Origin of the sequence: Streptomyces mesophilus (assembly GCF_040300965.1) — a bacterium.
Taxonomy (GTDB): Bacteria; Actinomycetota; Actinomycetes; order Streptomycetales; family Streptomycetaceae; genus Streptomyces; species Streptomyces mesophilus_A.
On sequence record NZ_JBEPEW010000088.1, the window covers coordinates 1 to 21,541 of the forward strand.

At 69.9% G+C, this 21,541-nt stretch carries 22 protein-coding genes and 1 pseudogene; 10 read left to right on the forward strand and 13 right to left on the reverse strand.

Going from position 1 to position 21,541, the window contains the following annotated elements; all coding sequences use genetic code 11:
- The coding region (locus ABT367_RS26545; protein WP_352255613.1) for an ATP-binding protein at positions 1-1,301 on the reverse strand (1,301 nt) is incomplete at its 3' end.
- 321 nt (positions 1,302-1,622) lie between these two features.
- Between ABT367_RS26545 and ABT367_RS26550 the strand changes: the two genes are divergently transcribed.
- A complete protein-coding gene (locus tag ABT367_RS26550) occupies positions 1,623-2,357 on the forward strand; it encodes a haloacid dehalogenase type II (protein ID WP_352255614.1) in 735 nt (244 codons plus the stop codon).
- A 77-nt stretch (positions 2,358-2,434) separates the two neighbouring features.
- On the opposite strand, the gene ABT367_RS26555 is transcribed toward ABT367_RS26550, so the two are convergent.
- Positions 2,435-2,950 carry a DUF5709 domain-containing protein gene (locus ABT367_RS26555; RefSeq protein ID WP_352255615.1) on the reverse strand — a complete coding sequence of 172 codons (516 nt, stop codon included), beginning with the start codon at positions 2,948-2,950 and terminating at the stop codon, positions 2,435-2,437.
- A gap of 73 nt (positions 2,951-3,023) precedes the next feature.
- Entirely contained in the window at positions 3,024-3,914 is an 891-nt protein-coding gene (locus tag ABT367_RS26560; RefSeq protein ID WP_352255616.1) for an MBL fold metallo-hydrolase, read from the reverse strand.
- Positions 3,915-4,159: 245 nt separating this feature from the next.
- Here ABT367_RS26560 and ABT367_RS26565 point away from each other — a divergent pair, with 245 nt between their 5' ends.
- Positions 4,160-5,188, forward strand: coding sequence for a S66 family peptidase (locus ABT367_RS26565; RefSeq protein WP_352255617.1), 1,029 nt, complete (start codon positions 4,160-4,162; stop codon positions 5,186-5,188).
- Positions 5,189-5,243: 55 nt separating this feature from the next.
- Here the strand turns inward: ABT367_RS26565 and ABT367_RS26570 are convergent, their stop codons facing one another.
- The 6 genes and pseudogenes from ABT367_RS26570 to ABT367_RS26595 all read right to left on the reverse strand — a co-directional run.
- Positions 5,244-5,663 (reverse strand): hypothetical protein, encoded by a 420-nt coding sequence (locus ABT367_RS26570; RefSeq protein ID WP_352255618.1) that lies wholly within the window; start codon positions 5,661-5,663, stop codon positions 5,244-5,246.
- Between the two features lie 79 nt (positions 5,664-5,742).
- The gene (locus ABT367_RS26575; protein ID WP_352255619.1) at positions 5,743-6,708 is read right to left on the reverse strand and encodes an LLM class F420-dependent oxidoreductase; all 966 of its coding nucleotides are present in this window, start codon (positions 6,706-6,708) and stop codon (positions 5,743-5,745) included.
- A 172-nt stretch (positions 6,709-6,880) separates the two neighbouring features.
- Positions 6,881-7,861, reverse strand: a complete 981-nt coding sequence (locus ABT367_RS26580; protein WP_352255620.1) for a TolB family protein — start codon at positions 7,859-7,861, stop codon at positions 6,881-6,883.
- A complete protein-coding gene (locus tag ABT367_RS26585) occupies positions 7,858-9,123 on the reverse strand; it encodes an MFS transporter (RefSeq protein ID WP_352255621.1) in 1,266 nt (421 codons plus the stop codon). The genes ABT367_RS26580 and ABT367_RS26585 overlap by 4 nt, the downstream gene beginning before the upstream one ends.
- A 72-nt stretch (positions 9,124-9,195) precedes the next feature.
- Positions 9,196-10,404 carry a discoidin domain-containing protein gene (locus ABT367_RS26590; protein ID WP_352255638.1) on the reverse strand — a complete coding sequence of 403 codons (1,209 nt, stop codon included), beginning with the start codon at positions 10,402-10,404 and terminating at the stop codon, positions 9,196-9,198.
- Positions 10,405-10,491: 87 nt separating this feature from the next.
- Positions 10,492-11,241 (reverse strand): annotated as a pseudogene (locus ABT367_RS26595) (chitosanase); the annotation flags it as partial.
- A gap of 391 nt (positions 11,242-11,632) precedes the next feature.
- Between ABT367_RS26595 and ABT367_RS26600 the strand changes: the two are divergent.
- Together ABT367_RS26600 and ABT367_RS26605 are read left to right on the forward strand one after the other, a co-directional pair.
- Positions 11,633-12,325 (forward strand): HemK2/MTQ2 family protein methyltransferase, encoded by a 693-nt coding sequence (locus ABT367_RS26600; protein ID WP_434975545.1) that lies wholly within the window; start codon positions 11,633-11,635, stop codon positions 12,323-12,325.
- Positions 12,306-12,509 carry a CDGSH iron-sulfur domain-containing protein gene (locus ABT367_RS26605; protein ID WP_165332299.1) on the forward strand — a complete coding sequence of 68 codons (204 nt, stop codon included), beginning with the start codon at positions 12,306-12,308 and terminating at the stop codon, positions 12,507-12,509. Before ABT367_RS26600 ends, ABT367_RS26605 begins: the two co-directional genes overlap by 20 nt.
- Positions 12,510-12,544: 35 nt before the next feature.
- On the opposite strand, the gene ABT367_RS26610 is transcribed toward ABT367_RS26605, so the two are convergent.
- Both ABT367_RS26610 and ABT367_RS26615 read right to left on the reverse strand, forming a co-directional pair.
- Complete coding sequence (locus ABT367_RS26610; protein WP_352255623.1) at positions 12,545-13,231, reverse strand: DUF6766 family protein; 687 nt, start codon at positions 13,229-13,231, stop codon at positions 12,545-12,547.
- 84 nt (positions 13,232-13,315) lie between these two features.
- On the reverse strand, positions 13,316-13,726 hold the full coding sequence (locus ABT367_RS26615; protein WP_352255624.1) for a hypothetical protein: 411 nt from the start codon (positions 13,724-13,726) through the stop codon (positions 13,316-13,318).
- Between the two features lie 191 nt (positions 13,727-13,917).
- Here ABT367_RS26615 and ABT367_RS26620 point away from each other — a divergent pair, with 191 nt between their 5' ends.
- The 3 genes from ABT367_RS26620 to ABT367_RS26630 all read left to right on the forward strand — a co-directional run bounded on the left by ABT367_RS26620 (position 13,918) and on the right by ABT367_RS26630 (position 16,196).
- On the forward strand, positions 13,918-14,967 hold the full coding sequence (locus ABT367_RS26620; RefSeq protein WP_352255625.1) for an iron-containing redox enzyme family protein: 1,050 nt from the start codon (positions 13,918-13,920) through the stop codon (positions 14,965-14,967).
- 2 nt (positions 14,968-14,969) lie between these two features.
- Positions 14,970-15,635 (forward strand): HAD family hydrolase, encoded by a 666-nt coding sequence (locus tag ABT367_RS26625; RefSeq protein WP_352255639.1) that lies wholly within the window; start codon positions 14,970-14,972, stop codon positions 15,633-15,635.
- Positions 15,636-15,716: 81 nt separating this feature from the next.
- A complete protein-coding gene (locus ABT367_RS26630; protein WP_352255626.1) occupies positions 15,717-16,196 on the forward strand; it encodes a flavin reductase family protein in 480 nt (159 codons plus the stop codon).
- Positions 16,197-16,219: 23 nt separating this feature from the next.
- Here the strand turns inward: ABT367_RS26630 and kstD are convergent, their stop codons facing one another.
- Positions 16,220-17,989, reverse strand: a complete 1,770-nt coding sequence (kstD, locus tag ABT367_RS26635) for a 3-oxosteroid 1-dehydrogenase (RefSeq protein ID WP_352255627.1) — start codon at positions 17,987-17,989, stop codon at positions 16,220-16,222.
- A 385-nt stretch (positions 17,990-18,374) separates the two neighbouring features.
- On the opposite strand from kstD, the gene ABT367_RS26640 reads away from it, so the two are divergent.
- The gene (locus ABT367_RS26640; protein WP_352255628.1) at positions 18,375-19,811 is read left to right on the forward strand and encodes a hypothetical protein; all 1,437 of its coding nucleotides are present in this window, start codon (positions 18,375-18,377) and stop codon (positions 19,809-19,811) included.
- 176 nt (positions 19,812-19,987) lie between these two features.
- Positions 19,988-20,407 (forward strand): DUF4190 domain-containing protein, encoded by a 420-nt coding sequence (locus tag ABT367_RS26645; RefSeq protein WP_352255629.1) that lies wholly within the window; start codon positions 19,988-19,990, stop codon positions 20,405-20,407.
- Positions 20,408-20,521: 114 nt separating this feature from the next.
- Here the strand turns inward: ABT367_RS26645 and ABT367_RS26650 are convergent, their stop codons facing one another.
- Positions 20,522-20,758, reverse strand: a complete 237-nt coding sequence (locus tag ABT367_RS26650) for a hypothetical protein (protein WP_352255630.1) — start codon at positions 20,756-20,758, stop codon at positions 20,522-20,524.
- A 213-nt stretch (positions 20,759-20,971) separates the two neighbouring features.
- Between ABT367_RS26650 and ABT367_RS26655 the strand changes: the two genes are divergently transcribed.
- Positions 20,972-21,391: an ATP-binding protein gene (locus ABT367_RS26655; RefSeq protein ID WP_352255631.1), complete on the forward strand. Its 420-nt coding sequence runs from the start codon at positions 20,972-20,974 to the stop codon at positions 21,389-21,391.
- Positions 21,392-21,541 lie beyond the last annotated feature (150 nt).

Below are 21,541 nucleotides of genomic sequence, written 5' to 3' on the forward strand. Positions count from 1 at the left end.
GGCAGACCGGCCGCGGTGGTGTCCGAGCCGGCGGCGGCCGTCGCGGCGGTCGGTTGAAGGGCGCCGACCTCCGGGGCGTCTCCCCCGCTTGCCGACTGCTGCTGTGCGGGTACGGGGTCGTACGCACCGCTGCGCTGCTGCGGCACCGGGCTCTGGGAGACGGCGGGGCGGGCGGGGCTCGCCAGGTTGGACAGCGGTTCGGTCAGCAGCCGGTACGGCACGAAGGCGACGGCCCGGGTGCCGCCGTACGCGGAGGTGCCGGACAGCTGCACGTCGAAGCCGAGTTCACGCATCCAGCGGCCCACGCAGGCCAGGCCGAGGCGGGGCACCGCGCCGAGACGGGCCAGGTCCAGGTCGTCGGTGAGCTGTGCGGTGGCCTGCGCCAGGACGTCCGGCGGCATGCCGTGCCCTGCGTCGTCGACCTCGATCACCGCTCCGGCGCCCACCTCCCGTACCGACACGATCACCTTGGACGGTGACGGCGAGAACACGGTGGCGTTCTCCAGGAGTTCGGCGAGCGCGTGCATCAGTCCCTCGACCGCCGGAGGCGCCGCGTACAGGGTCTGTCCGCCGTGCACCTCGACGCGGCCGAACTCGACGATCCGCGACATGGCACCGCGTACGCAGTCGTACAGGGAGACGGGCTGGGTCTCCCTGCGGGCGGGCCAGACCCCGCACATCACCAGGAGCGTCTGCGCCTTGCGGGTCATCTGCGCTGCCGCGTGGTCTGCCTTCATCACCCGCGCCATCAGGTGCGGGTCGACGATGTCGCGCTCGATCTGGTCGAGGACCTGCTGCTGCACGGTGGCCATCGCGTGCATGGTGCGGGCGACGGACTCGAAGGCGGCTTGTACGGAGTCCCGCAGCGCACGCTCGCGGCGTACCGCCTCATCGGAACTCAGAGCGGCGGCCACGGTGTCCAGGGCGCGGGCGAAGTCCTCGCCGAGCTCGGCGGACGAGCGCAGCGGTCCGGCGACACCGTCGAGGCGCTGCCCCGCATTGACGCGCTCCACGATGGCCGGCATCCGCACCGCGGCGAGATGCTCGACTTCGGCGTCACGGGCCGTCGTCATCCGCAGCAGGCGCTCACGTTCCGCCTGTGCTTTGGCCAACTGCCGTACGGTCAGCAGTCCCCAGACCAGCAGGAGGCCGCCGAGGGTGGCGAGTCCTACCGCCAGGGCCCGCTGCGAGCCGGTCCCGGCGCCGAGTGCCGCCGCGCCGACGCCGCCGGATGTGAGGACGACGACGGTCAGCCACAGGAGGGAGCGGCCGACCGAGGAGAGGCCGGGGCGGCTCACCATGGGGCACTCCACTCGACGGCCTTGAACACGACTGCCACGAGCAGTGAACCTTTCCCTGAGGCCGAACTCCCTTGCGACCGAGGGAGTTTTTTGCTGACCCTAGATCAACAGACGCTGTTTCGGGGGGTCTTGTTCAAGCCAAGGGCTGAAAGCTGCCCGGCCGACTGCGGCATTTCGGCGGCAACCGGCGCAACTGGATACGGCGGGCGGGGACGGTTCCCGCGGGTAACGGACCGGACGTGGCTCGGGAATCGCAGCACCTCCCACTGTGTTCGACCCACAGCTGCCCACACGCCCCCGCCGCACCAGGAGACCTCCCCCATGTCAGAGCTCGAGATCGATGCCGTCGTGTTCGACGTGCTCGGCACGCTCGTCGACGAACCCGCCGGTATCCGCGCCGGCATCAGTGGACTCGCCCCCTCCCTCGACGATCCTCGGGTCGAGGAGCTTGTGGCGCTGTGGCAGCAGCACATCGATCGTGAGCAGCGTCGGATGCTCGACGGCGACCGGCCCTATCTCCCGAGCGACGCCCTCGATCGGGAGGCCGCGCAGCTCGTCGCCGGGGCCGCGGGAGTCGACGACCCGGCCGCCGTGGCGGAGCTGGCCCTGTCGGGTCGCAGGGTGCCGCCGTGGCCCGACACCGTCGCCGGGCTCGCCCGCATCGGCGAACGGTTCCCGCTCCTCGGGCTCTCCAACGCCTGCCGGACGGCGCTCCTCGAGCTCAACGCGCACGCCGGACTGCGCTGGCATCAGGCGCTGTCCGCCGAGGACGCCCGGACCTACAAGCCGGACCCGGCGGTCTACCAGCTCGCCGTCACCGTTTCCGGACGGCCCCCGGAGCGGCTGTTGATGGTCGCCGCGCACGCCTGGGACCTGCGCGCGGCCCAGCGTCTCGGCCTGCGCACCGCGTACGTCGCGCGTCCCGTCGGCGACCCTCCCGCCTCCTCGGACCGGTTCGACCTGTACGCGGACAATCTGGCCGGTCTGGCCGACCAACTCGACCACGGCGCCGGGCGGACGGACGGCGGGAAGGCGTCGGCGGCACCGGTCGACTGAGCCGCATCAGCCATCAGCGGATGATGTATCCCGCATCAGCCGACTGAGCCGCATCCGCACGAGCCGCCCGAGCCTGCTCAGGCGTCACGCGAGGAAGGATCCGGCACCACGTGCACCGCGGCCTCCTCCGCCCCCGCGGCGCCACCGTCGATCCCCCGGTCGACGCCCACCTCCTCCTTCGTGGTGACGCCGCGCACGCCCTCGTCCGGCGCGACCAGGCGCCCGGCGCGCTCCGTGCCCGCTTCCGGGTCCACCGGTTCGCCCTCCCCGCCGGGCAGATCGCCGACCTGGTCACCGTCGGCGCGGGCCTCCTTCCCGCCCGCGTCGCCGGGTGGAGGCTGCGTCGTATCGGGGACTTCCTGCCGCAGCCGCTCGTCCAGGCTCCCCCCTTCGTTCTGCTCGGCGGCCGTGACGCCGGTCTTGGTGACGCCCAGTGGCTTCTCCGGCGGCGAGTACCCCTCGTCGAGGATCTCGTCGTAGTCCCGTTCGTCCAGCGCGTCCTGGAGGTCCAGGGGCGCGGCGTCCTCCTGCTCCTCATTGCTCCCTGTGGGCTGGTAGACGTCGTCCGCCATGCTTTCGTGGTCGTCGCTCATGACCGCCTCGCGTTCGTTCGTGTTCGGTCGCCTCAGGTGGGCGAAGTGATCGCGGTACCCGCGTACGGAGCCGTCATGCTTCGGAAGCCGGCAGCGTGGGACGGGGTGCGGGGTCCGGCGGTTCGATCACCGGAGGCCGGCCGGGACGCAGCACGACCCGGCCGCCCCGCTCGCACACGACGAGCCGGTCATTCAGCTTCCGTTCCCGTGCCGCGTCGAGGAAGTCGGCGAGCGGAGACTTCATCACGGTGTACTCCTCGTAGTGCACCGGCATGACCCAGCGGGGGTCCAACTGCGCGGCGAACGCGGCGCCTTGGGCACCGTCCATGGTGACCAGGAAGCCCCCGGGCAGCCGGGTGCCGCCCAGATGCAGGACGGCGAGGTCCATGCCACGGCAGTGCCGGGCGACGGCTCCGACGACCGGGGGCAACGGCATGGTGTCGCCGGAGAGGTAAAGCCTCAGCTCCGCCGGACCGTCGACCGGCCCGAACTCCAGGAGGCTGCCCATGACCGGCGGCAGCAGCCTCCGCAGCACCCCGCCGCCGGCTTGCCGCCCCGGCAGCGCCGTGACCTTCACCTGGCACATGCGGCCGGACACGGTGTGGCTCTGCCAGGTCCTCATCGCCACGGCTGCGCCGAAACGGTGCCACCGGCGCAGTCGGCGTGCCGCGTGCGGCGTGGTGAGCACGGGCAGCGACCGGTCGAGGCCGCGCCGCGTGACGCGGTCCCAGTGGTCGCCGTGCAGATGGGAGAGGATCACCGCGTCGATGTCGGTGGGGAGTTGATCGACGCCCAGCGCAGGCTCGTGCAGGCGCCGGCTGGTGAGACCGTGGCCGAGGTAGGCGCGGGCACCGCGGTGCAGGAAGTTCGGGTCGGTCAGCAGCGTCACATCGCCGTAGCGGATGAGGGTCGTCGCGTTCCCGATGAACTGAAGGTCCAGGTGCTGGGGCGGTGTCGGCATCATCGCCGCTGCCCTGCCTCGCGTACCCGATCCGCGTCGGTGACGCCGTCGACGACCTCGGCGTGATTCCAGTCGCCCTCGGCCTGCGACGGAGCCTGATCGTTCGCCATCTCGCTCCTCCCTCGTCAAGCGGTCCGTATCGACGGACTGGCGCAGTACCCCGTGCACGGCACCGCATGCCAGGTCGCACAAGGCCGGTCCAGGCTCCCTCTGGCTCCGGCCCGACCCGCCGTGCGACGATCCGGCGCATGGCTGTCCGCTACCCGTCCCCCCTGCGCCCCGGCGACCGTGTGGGGGTCACCTCGCCGTCGAGCGGGGTGCCGAAGGAGCTGCGTGCGCGCCTGGATGTCGCCGTGCGTGACGTCCGGGACCGTGGATACGAGGTCGTCATCGGCCGGTGCATGGACGGATCCGGGCACGTCAGCGCTCCGGCCGCCGACCGGGCCGCCGAGCTGATGTCGATGCTGACCGACCCCACCGTCAAGGCCGTCGTGCCGCCGTGGGGCGGAGAGACCGCGATCGATCTGATCCCCCTGCTCGACTGGGACGGACTGCGGGCGGCGGAACCCACCTGGCTCGTCGGGTTCTCCGACATGGCGACCCTGATCACGCCGATGACGCTGCTCACCGGCACGGCGACCGTCCATGGCAACAACCTCATGGACACGCCCTACCGCATGCCCGAAGGACTGTGCTCCTGGCTCGACATCGTCGCCGCGCCCCCGGGGCACCGGTTCACCCAGCGCCCTCCCGGTCGCCATCGGGCCGGCGGCTTCGACGACTTCGCCGCCTTTCCCGACGTACGCGAATACACGCTCGACGCCGCAGGCACCTGGACCCGGCTGGACGGGAGCGGCGCGGTGGAGGCGGAGGGAAGGCTGATCGGCGGCTGTATCGAAACGCTGTGCAATCTCGCGGGGACGGCGTACCTCGACGTCTCCGCTTTCGGCCGCGACGAGGCGCCGGAGGGGCTCCTCGTCTACGTGGAGGCGGCCGACAACGACTCGTTCTCCATCTGCCGGAACCTGCACGGCATGCGGCTCGCCGGGTTCTTCGACCGGGCGAACGCGGTTCTCGTCGGACGGACCGACGCTCCGGCCAACCGTTCACTCAGCCAGCACGAGGCCGTACTCGACGCGCTCGGTTGCCTCGGCGTGCCGATCATCGCCGACGTCGAGTGCGGCCACGTGCCGCCCTACATGCCGATCGTCAACGGGGCGTACGGCCGCATCCTGCACGCGCCGGGCCGGAGCGAACTGACGCAGACCTTGGTCTGATGCCTCGGGCCTGGACTGACGTTGAGCTCGAGCTGACGCCTCAGGCCCGGTGCGGTCACCTGTCGCCGGGCGGTGCTCCGTGTTCGGGGCTGGTCAGGCGGAGCTGCGATTCGATCTCCTGGTCGCCGGAGGCGGCGCCGAGGTCGGCGACCACGAACGCGGCGTCCAGGGCTTCCCGCAGCCGCGCCACGGCGACCGGCCCGCCTTGCAGCGTCGCGGTGACAGGCCCTGCGAGCAGGACACCCGGGCCGCGGTCCGGGCTGTGGGCCGCGACGAAGCCGGCGGTCCACACCTTGGGCCCCGCATCGCCGGTCTGCCGGGGCGTGCCGGCACCGCGATCGGAGGGGAAGTGAGCCCGCAGGACGTTGAACACGGTGTCCGCGTCGGCCACGGAGCAATCGCTGAGCACGACTTGTACGTGATCCACGGAGGCGTCGTCCGTGTCAGGTGCTGTCGGGTCGGGTGAGGCGTTCACGGGGGTTCCTCTCGTAGGGGTGGCGGCTCACGGGATGGCGGCTCGCAGCGCTGTCGGCGGGACGAAGGGGTTCGACCCGTCAGAGGGCGCGCAGTGCGGGCAGCAGTTCCTTCTCGGCCCAGTCGATGAAGGGCCGCTGGTGATCGCCGCCCACCTGGACCAGGGCGATCTCCGTGAAACCGGCTTCGGCGAAGGGACGCACCGCTTCGACGAACTCGTCCACGTCGTTCCCGCACGGGATCTTCTCCGCCATGTCCTGCGGCGTGACGTACTGCGTCGCACCGGTGAACGCGGCTGGGCCCGGCAGTTCGGCGTTGACCGGCCAGCCGCCGACGGACCAGCGGAACTGGTCGTGGGCGCGGGCGATCGCCGCGTCCTTGTCGGGGTCGAAGCAGACGGGCAGCTGGCCGACGCGGGGCTTGCCGCTGCCGCCGTGCCGGTCGAAGGACTCCAGGAGCTCGGCCTTCGGCTCGGTCGCGATGACGAGGTCCCCGAGCTCGCCGGCCAGCGCGCAGGACCGCTCGCCGGAGACCGCGATGCCGATGGGCGGAAGCTCGTCGGGCAGGTCCCACAGCCGGGCGTTGGCCACGTCGAAGTGGGTGCCCTCGTGGTTCACGTTGTCGCCCGTGAAGAGCGCGCGGATGATGCCGACCGCCTCTTCGAACATGTCGAGCCGTACGCGCGCGGAGGGCCAACCACCGCCCACGACATGCTCGTTGAGGTTCTCACCCGACCCGAGGCCGAGCCGGAAACGGCCTTCGGACAGGAGCTGCATCGTCGCTGCCTTCTGCGCCACGACGGCGGGGTGGTACCGGGTGGTCGGGCAGGTCACGTACGTCATGAGCGGGATCCGCGAGGTGGCCTGCGCCGCGGCCCCGAGCACGCTCCACGCGTACGGGGAGTGTCCCTGGGACTCCAGCCACGGAAAGTAGTGGTCCGAGGTCACGGAGAAGTCGAAGCCCGCCCGTTCCGCGGCGACCAGATCATCGACGAGGGCTCGAGGCCCGGCCTGCTCGGTCATCATCGTGTAGCCGATTTGCACCATAAGAGATCGGTTTGCCGAAGAGATTCACCTGAAACGTCTGACCGGCCGATGGGGTGGTGAAGTGACCGGCGGGGCGTTGTGGCGATGAGTGGGACGCCGTCGTTCCCGGCGACTGCCGGTGCCGACACCCATGGTGCGGTCGGCCGGGAGCCCAGGCCGCCGAGCATCAACGTCACCCGAAATTCATGCTCGGCGAGGACGCATCGCGAGCCATCCGCACGGGCTCGCCCGAGCCGTCCGCCGGGACCGACCAGACGTCCGACGAGCCGCGGGTGCGGCCCGGGAGGGCGTAGGCCACGGTGTGGTCGTCGAGCCAGGCGGCCTGGTCGTCGACGCTGCGGGTCTCGGCCAGCGGGGTGTCCCGCAGGGTCTTCAGGTCGAGGACGTGCAGCTGCCATGGGCTCGAAGTGCCTTCGCGTACACGCTTCTTGTAGGCGAGGCGCGTGCCGTCGGGGGAAAGCGAGGGGCATTCGACGTTCTCGCGCAGCGTGCGGGCCGTCCAGGCGTTCAGGTCGCCCTCGACCAGATACGTCTTCCCGCGCGTGGACACGGTGGCGTAGAAGCGGTTGTCGTCCCGCGCGAAGGTGATGCCCCAGTAGTTCAGGTCGGATGCGCTGTAGCGCTTCTTGCCGAGGGTGAGCTGGAGGGTTTCCACGTTCTTGATCAGATAGCCGGTCTTCGTGTCGAGGATGCCGCTGCGCGTGGAGAAGGCGTTGCCGGCATACGAGTCACCGCTGACGAACACGGTCCAGGAGACCATCCGGCCGGAGGGCGAGACCCGCGCGCGGTTGGGGGTCCCGCCGAAGGTGACGGTGCGCTTCGGACGCAGCTTGCGGTCGAGGACGATCGCTTCGGACCTGGGCGGGATGCCCGGCCTGGTGGTGAGGCAGATGGCGCCGCCGCCGCTCGCGTAGAAGCGGCGGCAGGTGAGTCCGGTGTCCTTCGACCGTCGGTTGTCGAGAGCGGAGACCGTGCCCTCCGCCGTACGTACATAGAGGCCCCGGGTGTTGTCGAGCGTGACGTTCGAGGTCCTGACGGCGGGTTCGTTCCGGTCCGTGGCCCGGACCGTGTAGACGACGGCGAGTGCGGCGAGGACCACGCCCGCGAGGGCGACGGCTCCGACGCGGGTGCGCAGGGAAAGAGTGTGGGTCATCGGGACTCCGTCGGGCGCGCGGGCAGCAGGGAGCGGGCAGTGAACAGGGCGGCTGTCAGCGCGACGGCGGCGAGCACCAGGGCGGCGTCCATGCCCCAGACCGTCCACGCGGCGCCGAACAGCACGGAAGCGAGCAGACGGCCGACCGCCTGGCCCGACTGAAGCAGCGCGAGACCGGCCGCGCGCTGCTCCGGGGGAATGGCCGGGCCGCCAAGTGCCATGAGGACACCGTCGGTTGCGGCGTAGAACGTGCCGAGCAGGAGCAGCACGGCAGCGGTCAGGGGCCACCCCGTGACTGGGGAGTACAGCACGACGTAGGCGCCCAGGAGGCCCAAGTGGCCGAGCAGGTAAGGGGTTCGGCGTCCGATCCGGTCGGCGATGCGGCCGATCGGCACGGCGAGCAGGAGGTAGACGGCCGCGCTGCCCAGCGGGAGCAGCGGGAAGTACGCCGTGTCCAGGTCGAGGCGTTTCTGCAGCACGAGATAGAGGAAGCCGTCTCCGACCGCGACCAGGCCGAGGAGGGTCGCCGTGGCCAGGACTCGGCGGAAGGCCGGGACGGCGGGCAGCCGGAAGACCGAACGGATGGTCGTTGCCCGCGCGTTGGAGTGCGTACGAGGTGAGCGGCCCGGCACGAAGGCGTACAGCAGCAGCACACCGAACAGGCCGAAGCAGAAGCTGACCATGAACACCGCGTCGTAGGCGTCCGCCGTCAGCCAGAGCAGCGCGAAGGCAGCGAGCGGGCCGAGCAGCGCACCGGTCGTGTCCATGGCCCGGTGCACACCGAAGGCGCGGCCGAGCTGGCGTTCGTCGCAGCTGAGGGAGATCAGTGCGTCGCGCGGCGCGGTGCGTACGCCCTTGCCGACCCGGTCGGCGGCGAGTGTCGCGGACAGGGCCGCGGTGGAGCCGCCCGCGAACAGCAGCCCCAGTTTGCAGAGCGCGGACAGGGCGTAGCCGGATCCGGCGACCAGTTTGTGGCGCTGCCGGCGGTCGGCGATGTGCCCGCCGGCCAGGCGTACGAAGGCGGTGACTCCGTTGTAGAGCCCGTCCAGGAAGCCGAACTGCAGGGGGTTCAGGCCGAGTCCGAGGACGAGATAGAGGGGAAGGACGGCGGTGACCATCTCGGAGGAGATGTCGGTCACCAGGCTGACCGCGCCGAGCGCGACGACGGTGGAGGCCACCCGGGTACGGCCGGGAGCGGGAGGTGCGGGGACGGTACGGGCGGGGGCGTTCGACGGGCCACCCCTGCCGGCGGCGAGATACATGAGGACTCCCCGAGGGGCGCCCCGGACTCGCCCTCGCACGAAGGGCGGGCCCGGGGCGCCGGTGGTGGCCGGTCAGTGGCAGGAGTAGGTGGGGCTGGTGTCGAGCACGGTGCCGTTGGTCTCGACGAACTGGGACCGGAAGCCGGTGTCGGTGAACTCGAGCTTCACCACACCGAACTTGTCCCAGATCCGCTTGGCGCTGTTGGGCTGGACGGTGTCGCCCTGTCCGTACAGGTCCTTGCCGCCCGCGCCGCCGATGATCTCGACGATGCCGTTCGGGTCGGCTTGCGCGTCCCGGGTCTGCGGGGCGAACCGCTCGTAGTGGTGGTCGTGGCCGTTGAGCACCAGTTCGGCGCCGGCCCCCTCGAGCAGTTCCCAGACGGGCCTGCTGACCGGAACGTTGCCGTGGTCACCGGAGCTGAACAGCGGCTCGTGCCAGTAGGCGGCCACACACTTCTTGCTGTTCGCGGCCAGATCCGCGGCGAGCCAGTCCATCTGCTCGTCCTCGTCGAACCGGTTGGAGTTCAGAGCGATGAAATGCCAGTTGCCGCGGTCGTACGAGTACCACATCTTGCCCTGCGGGGTGGCGCGGGAGCCGAAGTACTCGCGGTAGGCCTTCTCGTCCCGGTTCTCGTAGTCGTCGTACGACTCGTGGTTGCCGGGCACCGGATAGGTGTTGGCCTTGAAGCGGCCCCAGGACTTGTCGTAGTAGTTCTGGAAGTCCTCGATGTGGGCGTCGTCGTACTGGTTGTCGCCCATGGTGATGTAGAAGGCCGGGTTGATGGCCGCGGCCCGGTCGGCTGTCTTGAAGTGCTGGCAGTTGGCGTCGCTCTGCGTGCACTGGTCGGCGATGTCACCGGCGCCCACCACGGTGAACGCTCCGGTGGGCGGGTCGGTGGGGCCGGGGCCCGAGCCGGTGGTGCCGTACGCCTCGATCTCGAACAGCGAGTAGCCGTAGGCGGTGCCGCGGACCGTGGCGTACACCCGCAGATAGCGGCCCTTGCCGTTGAGGTTGGTCCACTCGTCGGTGCCGCCGTTACCGGCGGTCTCGGTGGCGAGGCGGGTCCAGGTGGTGCGGTCGGTGGAGATCTCGACCCGGTAGGCCTTGGCGTAGGCCGCCTCCCAGAGCAGCTTGACCCGGGAGACGGAGGCGGCTTCACCGAAGTCGATACGGATCCACTCGCGGTCGTTGCCCTCCTGGCTGGCCCAGCGTGTGGTCGTGTCGCCGTCGACCGCCTTCCCCGGGGTGAGCGTCGTGTCCTCGCTGGAGGACGCGGCCACGGGCTTGCCCCGGGATATCAACTGCGGCTCTCCGCCGCCCGGTTCGCTCGGCGAGGGTCCCGGTTCCGTCGGCGTGGGGTCCTTGGTGATCTCGAAGGGATCACCGTAGACGTGCCAGGACAGCGGGGTGTTCAGACGGAGATTGCCCTTGTTCAGGAAGATCCGCTGAGCGGTGTCGACCCGGCTGGTGTCCTCGTGCGCGGCCTCCTTCTTCATCTCCTCGACGCGGGCGTCGAGGAACGCGTGCAGATACTCGGTCTCGTTGCCGCCCTCGGCCGGTGTGTCGGCGTTCGCGCGTGCGTCGGCACGGATCGAGTCGAAGCCCGACTGACCGTGCATGACGATGGCGTCGTAGTAGATGAACTGGCCGAGCTCCTGGAGCTTGTCGCTCTTGGCGCGGGAGACGGACGGGTTGAAGTAGACCCGGTCGCGCTCGTGGTGCTGTGCCTCCTTGAACGCGGTGGTCTGCGCGGCTTGTTGCCACGCACCGGTGAAGCCGGGGTCGAGGCCCTCGTGCGAGTCGGAGCCGTCGACCTCGCGCAGCGCGGGCAGGTACTTCGCGAGGGGATTGTTGGGGACCTGCTGGGTGTAGTACTCGACGAGTTCGAGCATGTCGTGCGTGCCCGAGCAGAAGCCGACGATGCCGGCGGTGTAGCCGCGGCCGTCGCCGATGTCCTCGATGTAGTCGTACTGCGCCTTCCAGTCGAGGGAGGAGTTCTCGGCGCTGGAGACCAGTTGCATGGCGATCTCCTTCTTCACCGGGTCGTCGAGCCCGGTCGGCGCCGCCGCCTGGCTGGTGCTCAGGAAGATCACCGCGGGGACGGCGGCGAGCACCATGGCGAGGGCGATCCTGAATCCGCTCTTACGGCGGCGTCGGTGGTCTGCTGTCCGGTGGTCGGTGGTGCGGTGGTCGGTGGTGCGGTGCCGCGATCCGGACGGCGCCCATCGCCGTCTCGGAGTGGGGAGTGGCATGCGCTTCTCCGGTTTCTCGTCTGGCCGGAAGCCTGCTCGTACGCAACAGATCACGCGCTGCGACGCGCGGGCCCGACAGGGGGAGTTCGGGGCTACATGGCGGTGCGGAACCGTGGCTTGAGGTGCGGAACCCCGGTCGTCCCTACCGGCGTTGACTGATAGGAACCTTTCCTTTCTATTGGCTGTCCGCGCTCCTCCGCAAGACATGTGACAGCAGAGAAAGTGAAGGACTTCCGGTCGGCCCCGGTCACCAGGAATGTATCTATTTATCCAGGTAAATTGGGGTACGAGGCTCACTGTGACTCTCATAGCCCTGCCGGGCGTCTACGCCCCGCAAGACGACACCGCCCTGCTGGCCGAGGCGCTGAGCAGCGAGGTACTGCCGTCGCACGCCCGCGTACTCGACGTCGGAACCGGCACCGGTGCTCTGGCCCTGGCGGCCGCGCACCGCGGCGGGGAGGTCACGGCCGTGGACGCTTCATGGCGGGCCGTTCTCACGGCCCGCCTCAATGCACGCCTCGCGCGGCTCCCAGTAGAGGTCCTCAAAGGCAGCCTCCTCAAACCCGTGGCCGACCGGACCTTCGATCTGATCATGGCAAATCCGCCCTACGTACCGGCGCCCTCGCCCACTCCCGGCCGAGGCGCGGCGCGTGCGTGGGATGCCGGCCGGGACGGGCGCCTCATCCTCGACCGCCTCTGCGCGACAGCCCCGCCGCTGCTGCGCCCGGGCGGCGTGCTCCTGTTGGTGCATTCCGCGCTGAGCGGGGAGGAGCAAACGGTCGCAGCGTTGCGAGCAGCCGGGCTGGCCACGTCGGTCGTCGAGCGCCGCGCCGTCGCGTTCGGTCCGGTCATGCGCTCGCGACAGACCTGGCTGGAAGCCCGCGGCCTGATCCGAAGGGGCCAGGAGAAGGAGGAGTTGGTGGTCGTCCGTGCCGAACGAACCCGCTGAGCACCGCCGTCGCATCGTGGTCCAGGACGGCGGACCGACCCTGGTCGAAGGCCCGGTAGAAGTGACCCTCGACGACGGCACGACGGTCGTCTCGGATCGCTTCTGCGTTGCCCTGTGCACCTGCCGGCGCAGCCGCCGCTATCCGTTCTGCGACACCAGCCACCGGCGCCGCACCCGCGACTGACGACCTCGCACCCACGACGTGGGCCGTGCACCGGCTCAGCTCTCGACGCCCGTGGCGCCGTGCGGCGTTCCGACCGGCTTGGACTCCGGTGATCCGCGCTGACGCAGGTAGACGGAGAAGATGGCCATCGAGGCGACGGCGAGCAGCTCGGACTGCCAGTTCTGCAGGCTGCGGCTCCAGAAGTCGGCTCCCAGAACGTACTCGCCCAAGCCCATGGGGCGTTGCAGCCGGCGCAGCCGCTGCTCGTTGTAGGCGGCGGAGCCGGCGACGGCCTGAGCGAACCACGACAGCAGGAACAGTCCGCCCATGAGCAAGCCGAGCGAGCGGGAGTACACGGCCTGGCGCCAGTCACGGGTCCGTGCCCAGTGCGGTGAGTCCGCGCGGGCGTACGGTCCCACGCGCTGTTCCTTGTCGGACTCCGGGCCTGCTTCGTCGATCTCCTTCGACTCGGGCGAGCCGCGCTGGAGCAGCCACACCGTGCCCAGCATGAAAAGGAAGAACTGCAGGTACTCCGACTGCCAGTTCTCCGTGACGTCGACGGCGAACTCCGAGGAGGCGAGGTAGGCGGCCAGACCGATCGGCGCCAGCCCGTCGGCGGTCAGCTCGTTGTTGAACTCGGCGTGGCCCGCGAAGGCCTGTCCGGTCAGGGCGAGCAGGAAGGCCGTACCGAAGGCGAGGGTCAGCCCGTTGTCCCGTACGGATCGGTGTCGTTTCGCTGTCATCGGTGCATCAGTCCCACCGTGGTGAAGTAGGCCAGACCCGCCAGTACCACGGTCAGGCACAGCACGAACATCGTCCGCATCGCCTCAACCGCCCTTCACGGTGCATCGATACGGCTGCGCGTGCTGCGGACGGCACCCCGCGGCCACGACCTTCCAGCCCTCGGGAAACTGCGACAGGAACACGGTGTCGTGCTGCAGCACCACGCGCGCCTGGCGGCCGAAGACATCCACGGTGCGCACCGTCCCGGCGTAGGAGAGCCCCTCCCCCAGGACCGACTCGGCGCAGGTCGCCTCGGCGGACAGTTCCAGCTCGGTGCGGGTTCCGGGTGCCAGTGCGCGGCAGATCGCGACGGCGTCGCCGTCGCGCACGGCCGCCTCGAATCGTGTGGTGGCGGCGTCGGCGGCGTCCCGTCGCTCGTCCGCCGTGCCGCAGGCGCCCGTCGAACCCGCCAGCAGGAGTGCCCACAGCACAAGGCCCCGCCTGGACCCGCTCAAGTTACCTCCCGTGACCGACAGCAACGCTCTGTGCCCATCCTGTGCCGACACCGGGCGGCGATGCGGGTGACACGCCTTGGCAGGGGATGCGGTGATCAACCAAGTGGCGCCGACAGACGATTCGGCGGACCGTGGAAGGAGACATGCCCTGATGGAAGGTGGCGCCGGCAGTCCGGCTTGGAGAGGCCGTCATGGAACACCGACGTGCATCGCGGCAGCGCGCTCCGGAGCTGCCGCAGCCCCGCGGAGAGCTGTCCGCCGCGCTCCTGGCAGCACTGCCGGGCGACGACGGCGCCCCGCTCCCCACGGACCAGGTACTCAGCACAGCCCCCTTCGGCGAGGACCTGCAGCTTGCCCTGTATGTGCTCTACGAACTCCACTACGCGGGCTTCGCCGGGGTGAAGGACGAGCGGGAGTGGGATCCCGATCTGCTGGGCCTGCGAAGGGCACTCGAGCAGCGTTTCCTGGAAAGTCTGCGGGCCGACGTGGCCGGACCGGCCGGCGTGGAAGAGGCCCTGGCCGCGCTCCTGACCGAGCCCGTCAAGCCTCCTGCCGACAGCGTCAGCCACCACCTGGAGCGTGACGGAGAGCTGTGGCAGCTCAGGGAGTACGCGGCTCTGCGTTCGCTGTACCACCTCAAGGAGGCCGATCCGCACGCCTGGGTCATTCCCCGGCTGCGGGGGCGCGCCAAGGCAGCGATGGTGGCCATCGAGTACGACGAGTTCGGCGCCGGTCGCGCCGAGCAGATCCATGCGCGACTCTTCGCCGAGCTCATGGCCGACCTCGGCCTGGAGACCGGCTACGGCCACTACCTCGACGCGGCTCCGGCCGAGGCGCTCGCGACGGTCAACCTCATGTCGCTGCTCGGACTGCACCGTGCCCATCGGGGTGCGCTGGTCGGTCACTTCGCCGCCGTCGAGGTGACCTCGTCCCCCGGCTCGCGACGGCTGGCCAACGCCCTGCGCCGGACGGGAGCAGGGCCGGCCACACAGCGGTTCTACGACGAGCACGTGGAAGCGGACGCCGTACATGAGCAGGTGGTGCGGCGCGATGTCATCGGCGGTCTCCTGGACGCGGAGCCGGCTCTGGAGCCTGACGTGGCGTTCGGCATCCACGCCACCGGATTCCTCGAGGACCGCCTCGGCGCACGGCTCCTGAGCGCCTGGCGCCGACAGCGCAGTGCGCTCCGTACACCCTTGCAAGCCGAAAGACGCGCAGAGGAAGCAGAGGAGAGCGGGTGAGCATGGAACGCGCGGCGCTGTTCGATGTGGACGGCACTCTCACCGACACCAACCATCTGCACATCGTGGCCTGGTGGGAGGCGTTGCGGCAGGCGGACCACGTCGTGCCGATGCACGCCGTCCACCGCGCGCTGGGCCGTCCCTCGGGCGAGCTGCTCAAGGAGCTGCTCGGCAAGGATCGCGACAGCGGGCAGGACGACGAGCTGAGCGCGGCGCACAGTGCGCTCTACGGTCAGTACTTCGACCGTCTCGCCGCCTTCCCGCGGGCGGGTGACCTGTTGCGCGAACTGGCTGCGGAGGGCTGGCGGATCGTCCTGGTCACGTCGGCCGGGGGCAGCGAGCTGAAGGCGCTTCGCCGGGCCATCGACGCGGACGACGCCATCTTCGCGACAGCGAGCGCCGATGACGTGTCCGAAGGCAAGCCCGCACCCGAGCCGGTCGAGCACGCGCTGCAGCTGGCGGAAGTCGGCGCCGCGCAGGCGGTGTTCATCGGGGACAGCGTGTGGGACATGAAGGCCGCGGTCCGCGCCGGTGTACGAGCGGTCGCCGTGCTGTCCGGCGGCATTCCGCGGGCCGACCTGGAAGCGGCCGGTGCGCAAGAGGTGTTCGACGACCCGGCCGATCTGCTGTCGCACCTGAAGAACGGTCCGCTCGCGCTCGGCTCCTGAACAGCGGTCCGCTCGCTCTCAGCTCCAGAGCCGGCCCCCGCACCGGGATTCGCTCACCGCGGAAGGGACACAGTCATCGTCATGGACGCGTTCATCGACCGCCTCGACTACCCCCTGTACATCGTCACCGCCGCGGCGGACGGCGAGCGGGCCGGCTGCCTCGTCGGCTTCGGCTCGCAGTGTTCGATCCAGCCGGTGCGGTTCACCGTCTGGCTGTCCAAGGTCAACAGGACCTTCCGTATCGCCGAAGCGGCCGACCACGTCGGAGTGCACCTGCTGACGCCCGAGCAGCACGGCCTCGCGGAACTCTTCGGCGGCCGCACGGGCGACGACACGGACAAGTTCGCGGACCTCGCCTGGACGCCGGGGCACGCCGGAGTGCCGGTGCTCGACGCCGCGCCGGCCTGGTTCATCGGCCGGATCGAAGCGCGCAGCGATGCGGGTGACCATGTCGGCCTGCTGCTCGATCCGGTCGAGCACAGCACAGCGGAGTCATCGGGCGGGGGCGTGTTCCGGCTGAGCGACGCCTCCGGTATCTCGCCGGGCCATCCGGTCGACTGAAGCCCCGGCCGCTACAGCCGCGGTCAGCCGGCAAGGTGGTTGGCCGCGATGTAGCCGAAGGTCATGGCCGGGCCGATCGTCGAGCCGGCGCCGGCGTAGCTGTGCCCCATGACGGCAGAGCTCGCGTTGCCCGCCGCGTACAGGCCGGGGACAACCGAGCCGTCCGCGCGCAGCACCCGGGCGCGGGCGTCGGTGACCAGGCCGCCCTTGGTCCCCAGGTCGCCGGGCACGATCTTCAAGGCGTAGAACGGGGCCAGCCAGAGCGGGGCGAGGCAGGAGTTCGGGGTGACTCCGGGGTCCGTGTAGTAGTGGTCGTAGGCGCTGTCCCCGCGGTGGAAGTCCAGGTCCTCGCCGTTCCTGGCCAGGGAGTTGAAGCGGTTGACGGTGGACTTGAGTGCGGCGCCGGGGACTCCGATGCGGGTCGCGAGCTGGTCCAGGGTCCAGGCCTTGTGGACCGCGCCCGACTGGTACCAGGAGTCCGGGAAGACGAAGGTCGGCGCGATGTCCTTGAAGAGGTACCGGTTGCGGTAGTTCTGGTCGACGATCAGCCAGGCCGGGATGTCGGGTGCGGCGGCGTTCTTCTCGTACATCACATGGACGACATCGCCGTACGGAGCCGCCTCGTTGACGAACCGGGCGCCCGCCTGGTTGATCAACAGGCCGCCGGGCAGGGTGCGTTCGGCCAGGCAGAAGTACGGCTCGCCGGGCAGCGGGATCGCCGGGCCCCACCACGCGTCGTCCATGAGGCCGAGCGCGCCGCCCGCCCGTTCGCCCGCGCGGATGCCGTCCCCGGTGTTCTCCTTGGCGCCGACCGTCCATGCGGTGCCGATGGGCTGCTGTTGGTACTGGGCCCGCATCGCGGCGTTGTGCTCGAAGCCGCCCGAGCCGACGATCACGCCGCGCCGGGCCTTGACGAGGGCCGGAGCACCGTTCCTGGTGACCACCACGCCTCGTACGGCACCGTTTTCGATGTGCAGGTCGGTGAGCGGGCAGTTGTGCCACACCGGTACGTTCGCCCGCATCAGCCCGGCCCGCAGCCCGCCCGCGAGCGCCTGGCCCATGGTCAGCGGCTTCACGCCGTGCAGCGCGGCGTTGGTGGCGCGGGCCAGACACTCGTTGGCCACGGCGAAGCCCTTGGAGTTCACCAGGGACAGGGTGAGCCACTTGTAGTCGGCGCTGAAGACGACCATGCCGTCGGGGACCGGCATGTACGGGGCGTTCAGGCGGTCGAGTTCGGCTCCGAGGATGCGCCCGTCGAGCAGATCGGGCTCGATGGACCGGCCGCCGGGAAGGCCGCCCGGCAGTTCCGGGTAGTAGTCGCTGTAGCCGCCCATGTAGCGGAACTTGAGCGGGCTGTTGGCGATCACGAAGTCGAGCATCGCGGGCCCGTGGTCGAGGAACGCCTGCCGACGGGCGAGCGGCACCTCGTCGCCGACGACCGCCGCGAGGTAGGTGGCGGCCTTCTGCGGGGTGTCGGGAACGCCGGCCGCGCGGATCACCGAGTTGTTGGGGATCCAGATCCCGGCACCGGAGCGGGCCGCGGACCCTCCGTACGTGCTCGCCTTCTCCACGACGACACAGCTCAGGCCGCGCGCGGCAGCGGTCATGGCGGCCGTCATCCCGGCCGCGCCCGCACCGACCACGACCACGTCGAACTCCCCCGCCACGGGCGGGTCCGCGGCGTGCGCGGCGCCGGACAGGCCGGTGGCGACGGCCACGGAGGCGGCTGCCGAGACGCCCAGGACGCTGCGGCGGGAGGGTCTGACCGGCTCGGACGAGGCGTTTTCGGGCATGGCGTATCGCTCCTGCGGTGTGAGGCAGTTCGGGAGGCGAGCGGTGCGCGTGCTGGTCAACTGGCCGTGGAGACGGGGGACTTGAACCAGTGCCCGGTGAGGTTTGCGCGAGGGTCTTGTGAAGTCAAGACACAGTCACTTACGGGACGACGCGGCCGGCCGGGCGCCCACAGTTCGCGGGTCGCAAAGCTTGTACGGGCGCCCGCCGCCGCCAAGGCGCCATCCCGGCCATCAGCCGACGCTGTGCCGTTGATCGCACACTCCGGTTCGCCGGCGTCCTGCCTGGGGCGCTGCTCCATCGGCGGTAGCTGACGCGCGGGAGCCCGTGTGTCCGGGCAGACTGATACGTGGGACGCGCATCGATGTGACGAGGAGCTGAGCGGCCGTGTTCTCCCGTTTCCCGCAGACAGCAGCCTTGGGCGGTCTCCTTCTCCTGACCGCCACAGCGTGCACCAGCACCACGTCTGCCGGCCGGGCAAGTGACAGCACGTCGCCTGGATCACTGAAACAGCTCGCAGATGCGGTGCAGCAGGATGTCGCCGAAGTCTGGCCCCGTACCGGACGGATCTGGCCGGGCATGGACTTCTCCGACCACAACCTCCTGATCAGCAATGGCACAAGCACTTATGCCGTGAACGCGAAGTCCACCAGCGCGGTGGCCTTGCCGGAGCTGAAGAAGCAGCGGATCAGCGTTCCGCTGGCCGGGGGTTTCGACGTCGTCATGTGGCAGGGCAAGAAAGCAGTGATCATCCGTCCGGACGAGAGGGCCGCTGCCGAACGGCTCACCCAGGACCCGACGGGGCTGACCAGCCCGGACATGGCGTCATATGTGTTCGAGCTCGCCACGCACGAACAGTTCCACCCGTACGTGCAACAGGGTGGGCCGCATCCGTGGCCGTCGTTGAAGAAGGCGGATGCGCAAGTCGGCGGCCGCGAGGAGATCTATCCACTGGCAGCAGAGCCGCGGATCCAACGGGCAATGATCTACAACAGCCTGCTGGCCGCCTACAAGGAACCTGCCCGGCGGGACGAGCAGTTGGCGGCCGCAGCGTACTGGCACAAAGAGTGGGCCGGGCAGTTTCCGGAAGAGGCGCAGGAACTGCTGGCCACCGATCTGCTGGAAGGAACGGCCAAATACGTGGAGAAGACCGCGGTGGGTATGGCCCATGCGGCCGACCCCACCAATGCGGCACAGGTGAGTGACTACCTTGCGTCGGTGTTGAAGCCGATGAAGATCGCTTCCAAGGGTGTGGAGCCGTACGCGATCGGCGCCGCCGCCCTGCTGAACGCCGACGCCATCGGCCTCGATGTGAAGAAGACCCTCACCGTCGAGCCGGTGACCCCGCTGTCGCTGGTGTTGGACGGGGTTGAACCCTCGGCCGAGCAGGAAGCGCCCCAGGATGTGGTGCGGGGCATCAAGGACTCCGTGGCCAAGACGAACAAGGAACTCGCCCCGCAGATCGAGCCGTTCGTCAGTGCGGTGCAGGACAAGGACACCACGGTCCTCATGCTGCCGGTCGACAAGCTGTCCGGCAGCGTGGGAGGCAAGGGCTTCTACACGACCGAGGAGCTCCCCATCTCCATCACCCCGGAAGCCCGCGCCACCTTCACTCTCCCGTCGGGCACCGTCACCCTGAACGGGATCACCGCGGGGCAACTCGAGCACGACGGCACCGGCTACTTCGCCGTCCCGCTGCCCAAAGGCTCCCAGCAGGTCGCGCTCACAGGAGACCGACTCGCTCTCACCGGCACCCGCCTGAGGGGTGCTGTCACCGTCGACACCAAGACCGAAGACGGCCAACGCTTCCTGTATGCGCGATAGGCCTCCTCGAGTCAGGACCAGCCGCCGCAAGGGTGTCCCGATCGCTGGAGCGTGAGCGGGCGGATCGTGCCGATGCGCTCGCCGAGGGCAGTCCGCCGCGCATTCACCGCGTCGTCCTGGGAACTCGGCACCGCACGACAAGTGTCCAGACATGATCCTGAATCAGGGAGATTCCGGTGTCTTTCTCCGATCCCGCGCATACGCCGTACGGTTCCGCGCACACCACCACGTCCATGGCTCCGGGCGTGCGACAGAGCAACGGTCTGGCGATCGCGGCGCTGGTGCTGGGCGTCGCGGCCATCCTGCTCTTCTGGACCGTGGTCGGCGGAGTCGTCCTGGGTGTGCTGGCCGTCATCTTCGGCATCATCGGAGCCCGCAGGGCGCGCGCGGGCCGGGCCCCGCACAAGGGCATCGCGATCGCCGGTGCGGTGCTGGGCGTCCTGGGCCTGATCGCGTCCGCCGTGATCATCGCGATCGGCGCGTCGATCTGGAACTCGGACGAGTTCAAGAGCTTCGAGGACTGCGTCCGCAACGCCGACTCACAGAGTGAACGCGACGCATGCGAGCGGGACTTCGAGCGGGACTTCAACAACTGACCGACGGCCGACGGTACTTCGGCGCCCATACGGGTAACGGCCCACCGCCCGATACGACGGTGGGCCGCGGTCACCGCGCCCGCGCCCCGGCTCGGAACGGGCCGCGGTGCACGATCACCAGTTGTAGATGATCTCCCCGTCGCTGTTGACGTACTTGAACGACCCGTCCTCCTGCCCGATGATGCACGCGTATCCGCCGGCCGGCGTCTCCCCGCAGAACGTGGCCGCACTGGCCGAACCCGCCGCCAGGAACCCGCCGCCCACGAGCATGCCGGTGGCGGCGACAGTGACGGCGACCCTGCGGACCCGCCTGCGCACCGCTGCCGTCGTGTGAGTGGTCTTCCGCTGCATGACTGACTCCCTGGTGCCGATGGTTTCTCTCGGTCAGGAGGGCTTCGCAGCGGCCCGCCCGCCGGATTGCTCGCGTCGAGAATCCGGGGAACAGGAGGCGCCGTACGGAGGTTGCGGGCCCTGGGGGCAGGGAAGGACCAGTGGACAGGACCGGCGGCGCGGACCACACCGCAGCCCCGGGTCCACCAGTCCCTGGAGGGGAAGTGATCCGCCATGCGTACGCATGCGCGTACCCATAGGCGTTCCGCACGAGTCGAGTACTCCCTGCCGCGCGATCCGGCTTCGCCCGGACGAGCACGGAAACTGACCTCCGCATTTCTCGCCCGCGCTCAGGACCGCGCGGTGGCAGTGAGCACCGAGCGGGCCGACGATGCCGCCCTCATCGTGTCCGAACTGGTCACGAACGCCACCCGCCATGGCCGCAGTCCCTGCCGGTTGCGGCTCCGGGTGGCCGACGACCTGGTGGTGGTCGAGGTCTACGACAGCAATCCCGCGCATCCGCGCATCCATGCGCTCACCGACGACGGCGAGCACGGCCGCGGCCTTGCCATGGTGCGGCATCTGGCCCGGCGCCTGGATGTCACCTCGGCCACCGAGGGCGGCAAGACAGTGCGTGCGGTCCTCGCCGGGTAGCGCCTGGCGGGAACAGGCACGCGGACTCGCCCCGACCGTAAGACCGAATGAGCCGAATGAGCCGTAAGAGCCGTAAGAGCCGTCGAAGCGTGACGCACGGTGGGCACACAGTGCTTGATGTCACACAGCGTCAGGTCACAGGAGTATCAC

Excerpts from the sequence above, each read along its gene's own strand:
- ABT367_RS26550 (WP_352255614.1), top strand. The coding sequence starts at position 1,623 with ATGTCAGAGCTCGAGATCGATGCCGTCGTGTTCGACGTGCTCGGCACG.
- ABT367_RS26555 (WP_352255615.1), bottom strand. The coding sequence starts at position 2,950 with ATGAGCGACGACCACGAAAGCATGGCGGACGACGTCTACCAGCCCACA.
- ABT367_RS26560 (WP_352255616.1), bottom strand. The coding sequence starts at position 3,914 with ATGATGCCGACACCGCCCCAGCACCTGGACCTTCAGTTCATCGGGAAC.
- ABT367_RS26565 (WP_352255617.1), top strand. The coding sequence starts at position 4,160 with ATGGCTGTCCGCTACCCGTCCCCCCTGCGCCCCGGCGACCGTGTGGGG.
- ABT367_RS26575 (WP_352255619.1), bottom strand. The coding sequence starts at position 6,708 with ATGGTGCAAATCGGCTACACGATGATGACCGAGCAGGCCGGGCCTCGA.
- ABT367_RS26580 (WP_352255620.1), bottom strand. The coding sequence starts at position 7,861 with ATGACCCACACTCTTTCCCTGCGCACCCGCGTCGGAGCCGTCGCCCTC.
- ABT367_RS26585 (WP_352255621.1), bottom strand. The coding sequence starts at position 9,123 with ATGTATCTCGCCGCCGGCAGGGGTGGCCCGTCGAACGCCCCCGCCCGT.
- ABT367_RS26600 (WP_434975545.1), top strand. The coding sequence starts at position 11,633 with ATGTATCTATTTATCCAGGTAAATTGGGGTACGAGGCTCACTGTGACT.
- ABT367_RS26610 (WP_352255623.1), bottom strand. The coding sequence starts at position 13,231 with ATGACAGCGAAACGACACCGATCCGTACGGGACAACGGGCTGACCCTC.
- ABT367_RS26620 (WP_352255625.1), top strand. The coding sequence starts at position 13,918 with ATGGAACACCGACGTGCATCGCGGCAGCGCGCTCCGGAGCTGCCGCAG.
- ABT367_RS26625 (WP_352255639.1), top strand. The coding sequence starts at position 14,970 with ATGGAACGCGCGGCGCTGTTCGATGTGGACGGCACTCTCACCGACACC.
- ABT367_RS26630 (WP_352255626.1), top strand. The coding sequence starts at position 15,717 with ATGGACGCGTTCATCGACCGCCTCGACTACCCCCTGTACATCGTCACC.
- kstD (WP_352255627.1), bottom strand. The coding sequence starts at position 17,989 with ATGCCCGAAAACGCCTCGTCCGAGCCGGTCAGACCCTCCCGCCGCAGC.
- ABT367_RS26650 (WP_352255630.1), bottom strand. The coding sequence starts at position 20,758 with ATGCAGCGGAAGACCACTCACACGACGGCAGCGGTGCGCAGGCGGGTC.
- ABT367_RS26655 (WP_352255631.1), top strand. The coding sequence starts at position 20,972 with ATGCGTACGCATGCGCGTACCCATAGGCGTTCCGCACGAGTCGAGTAC.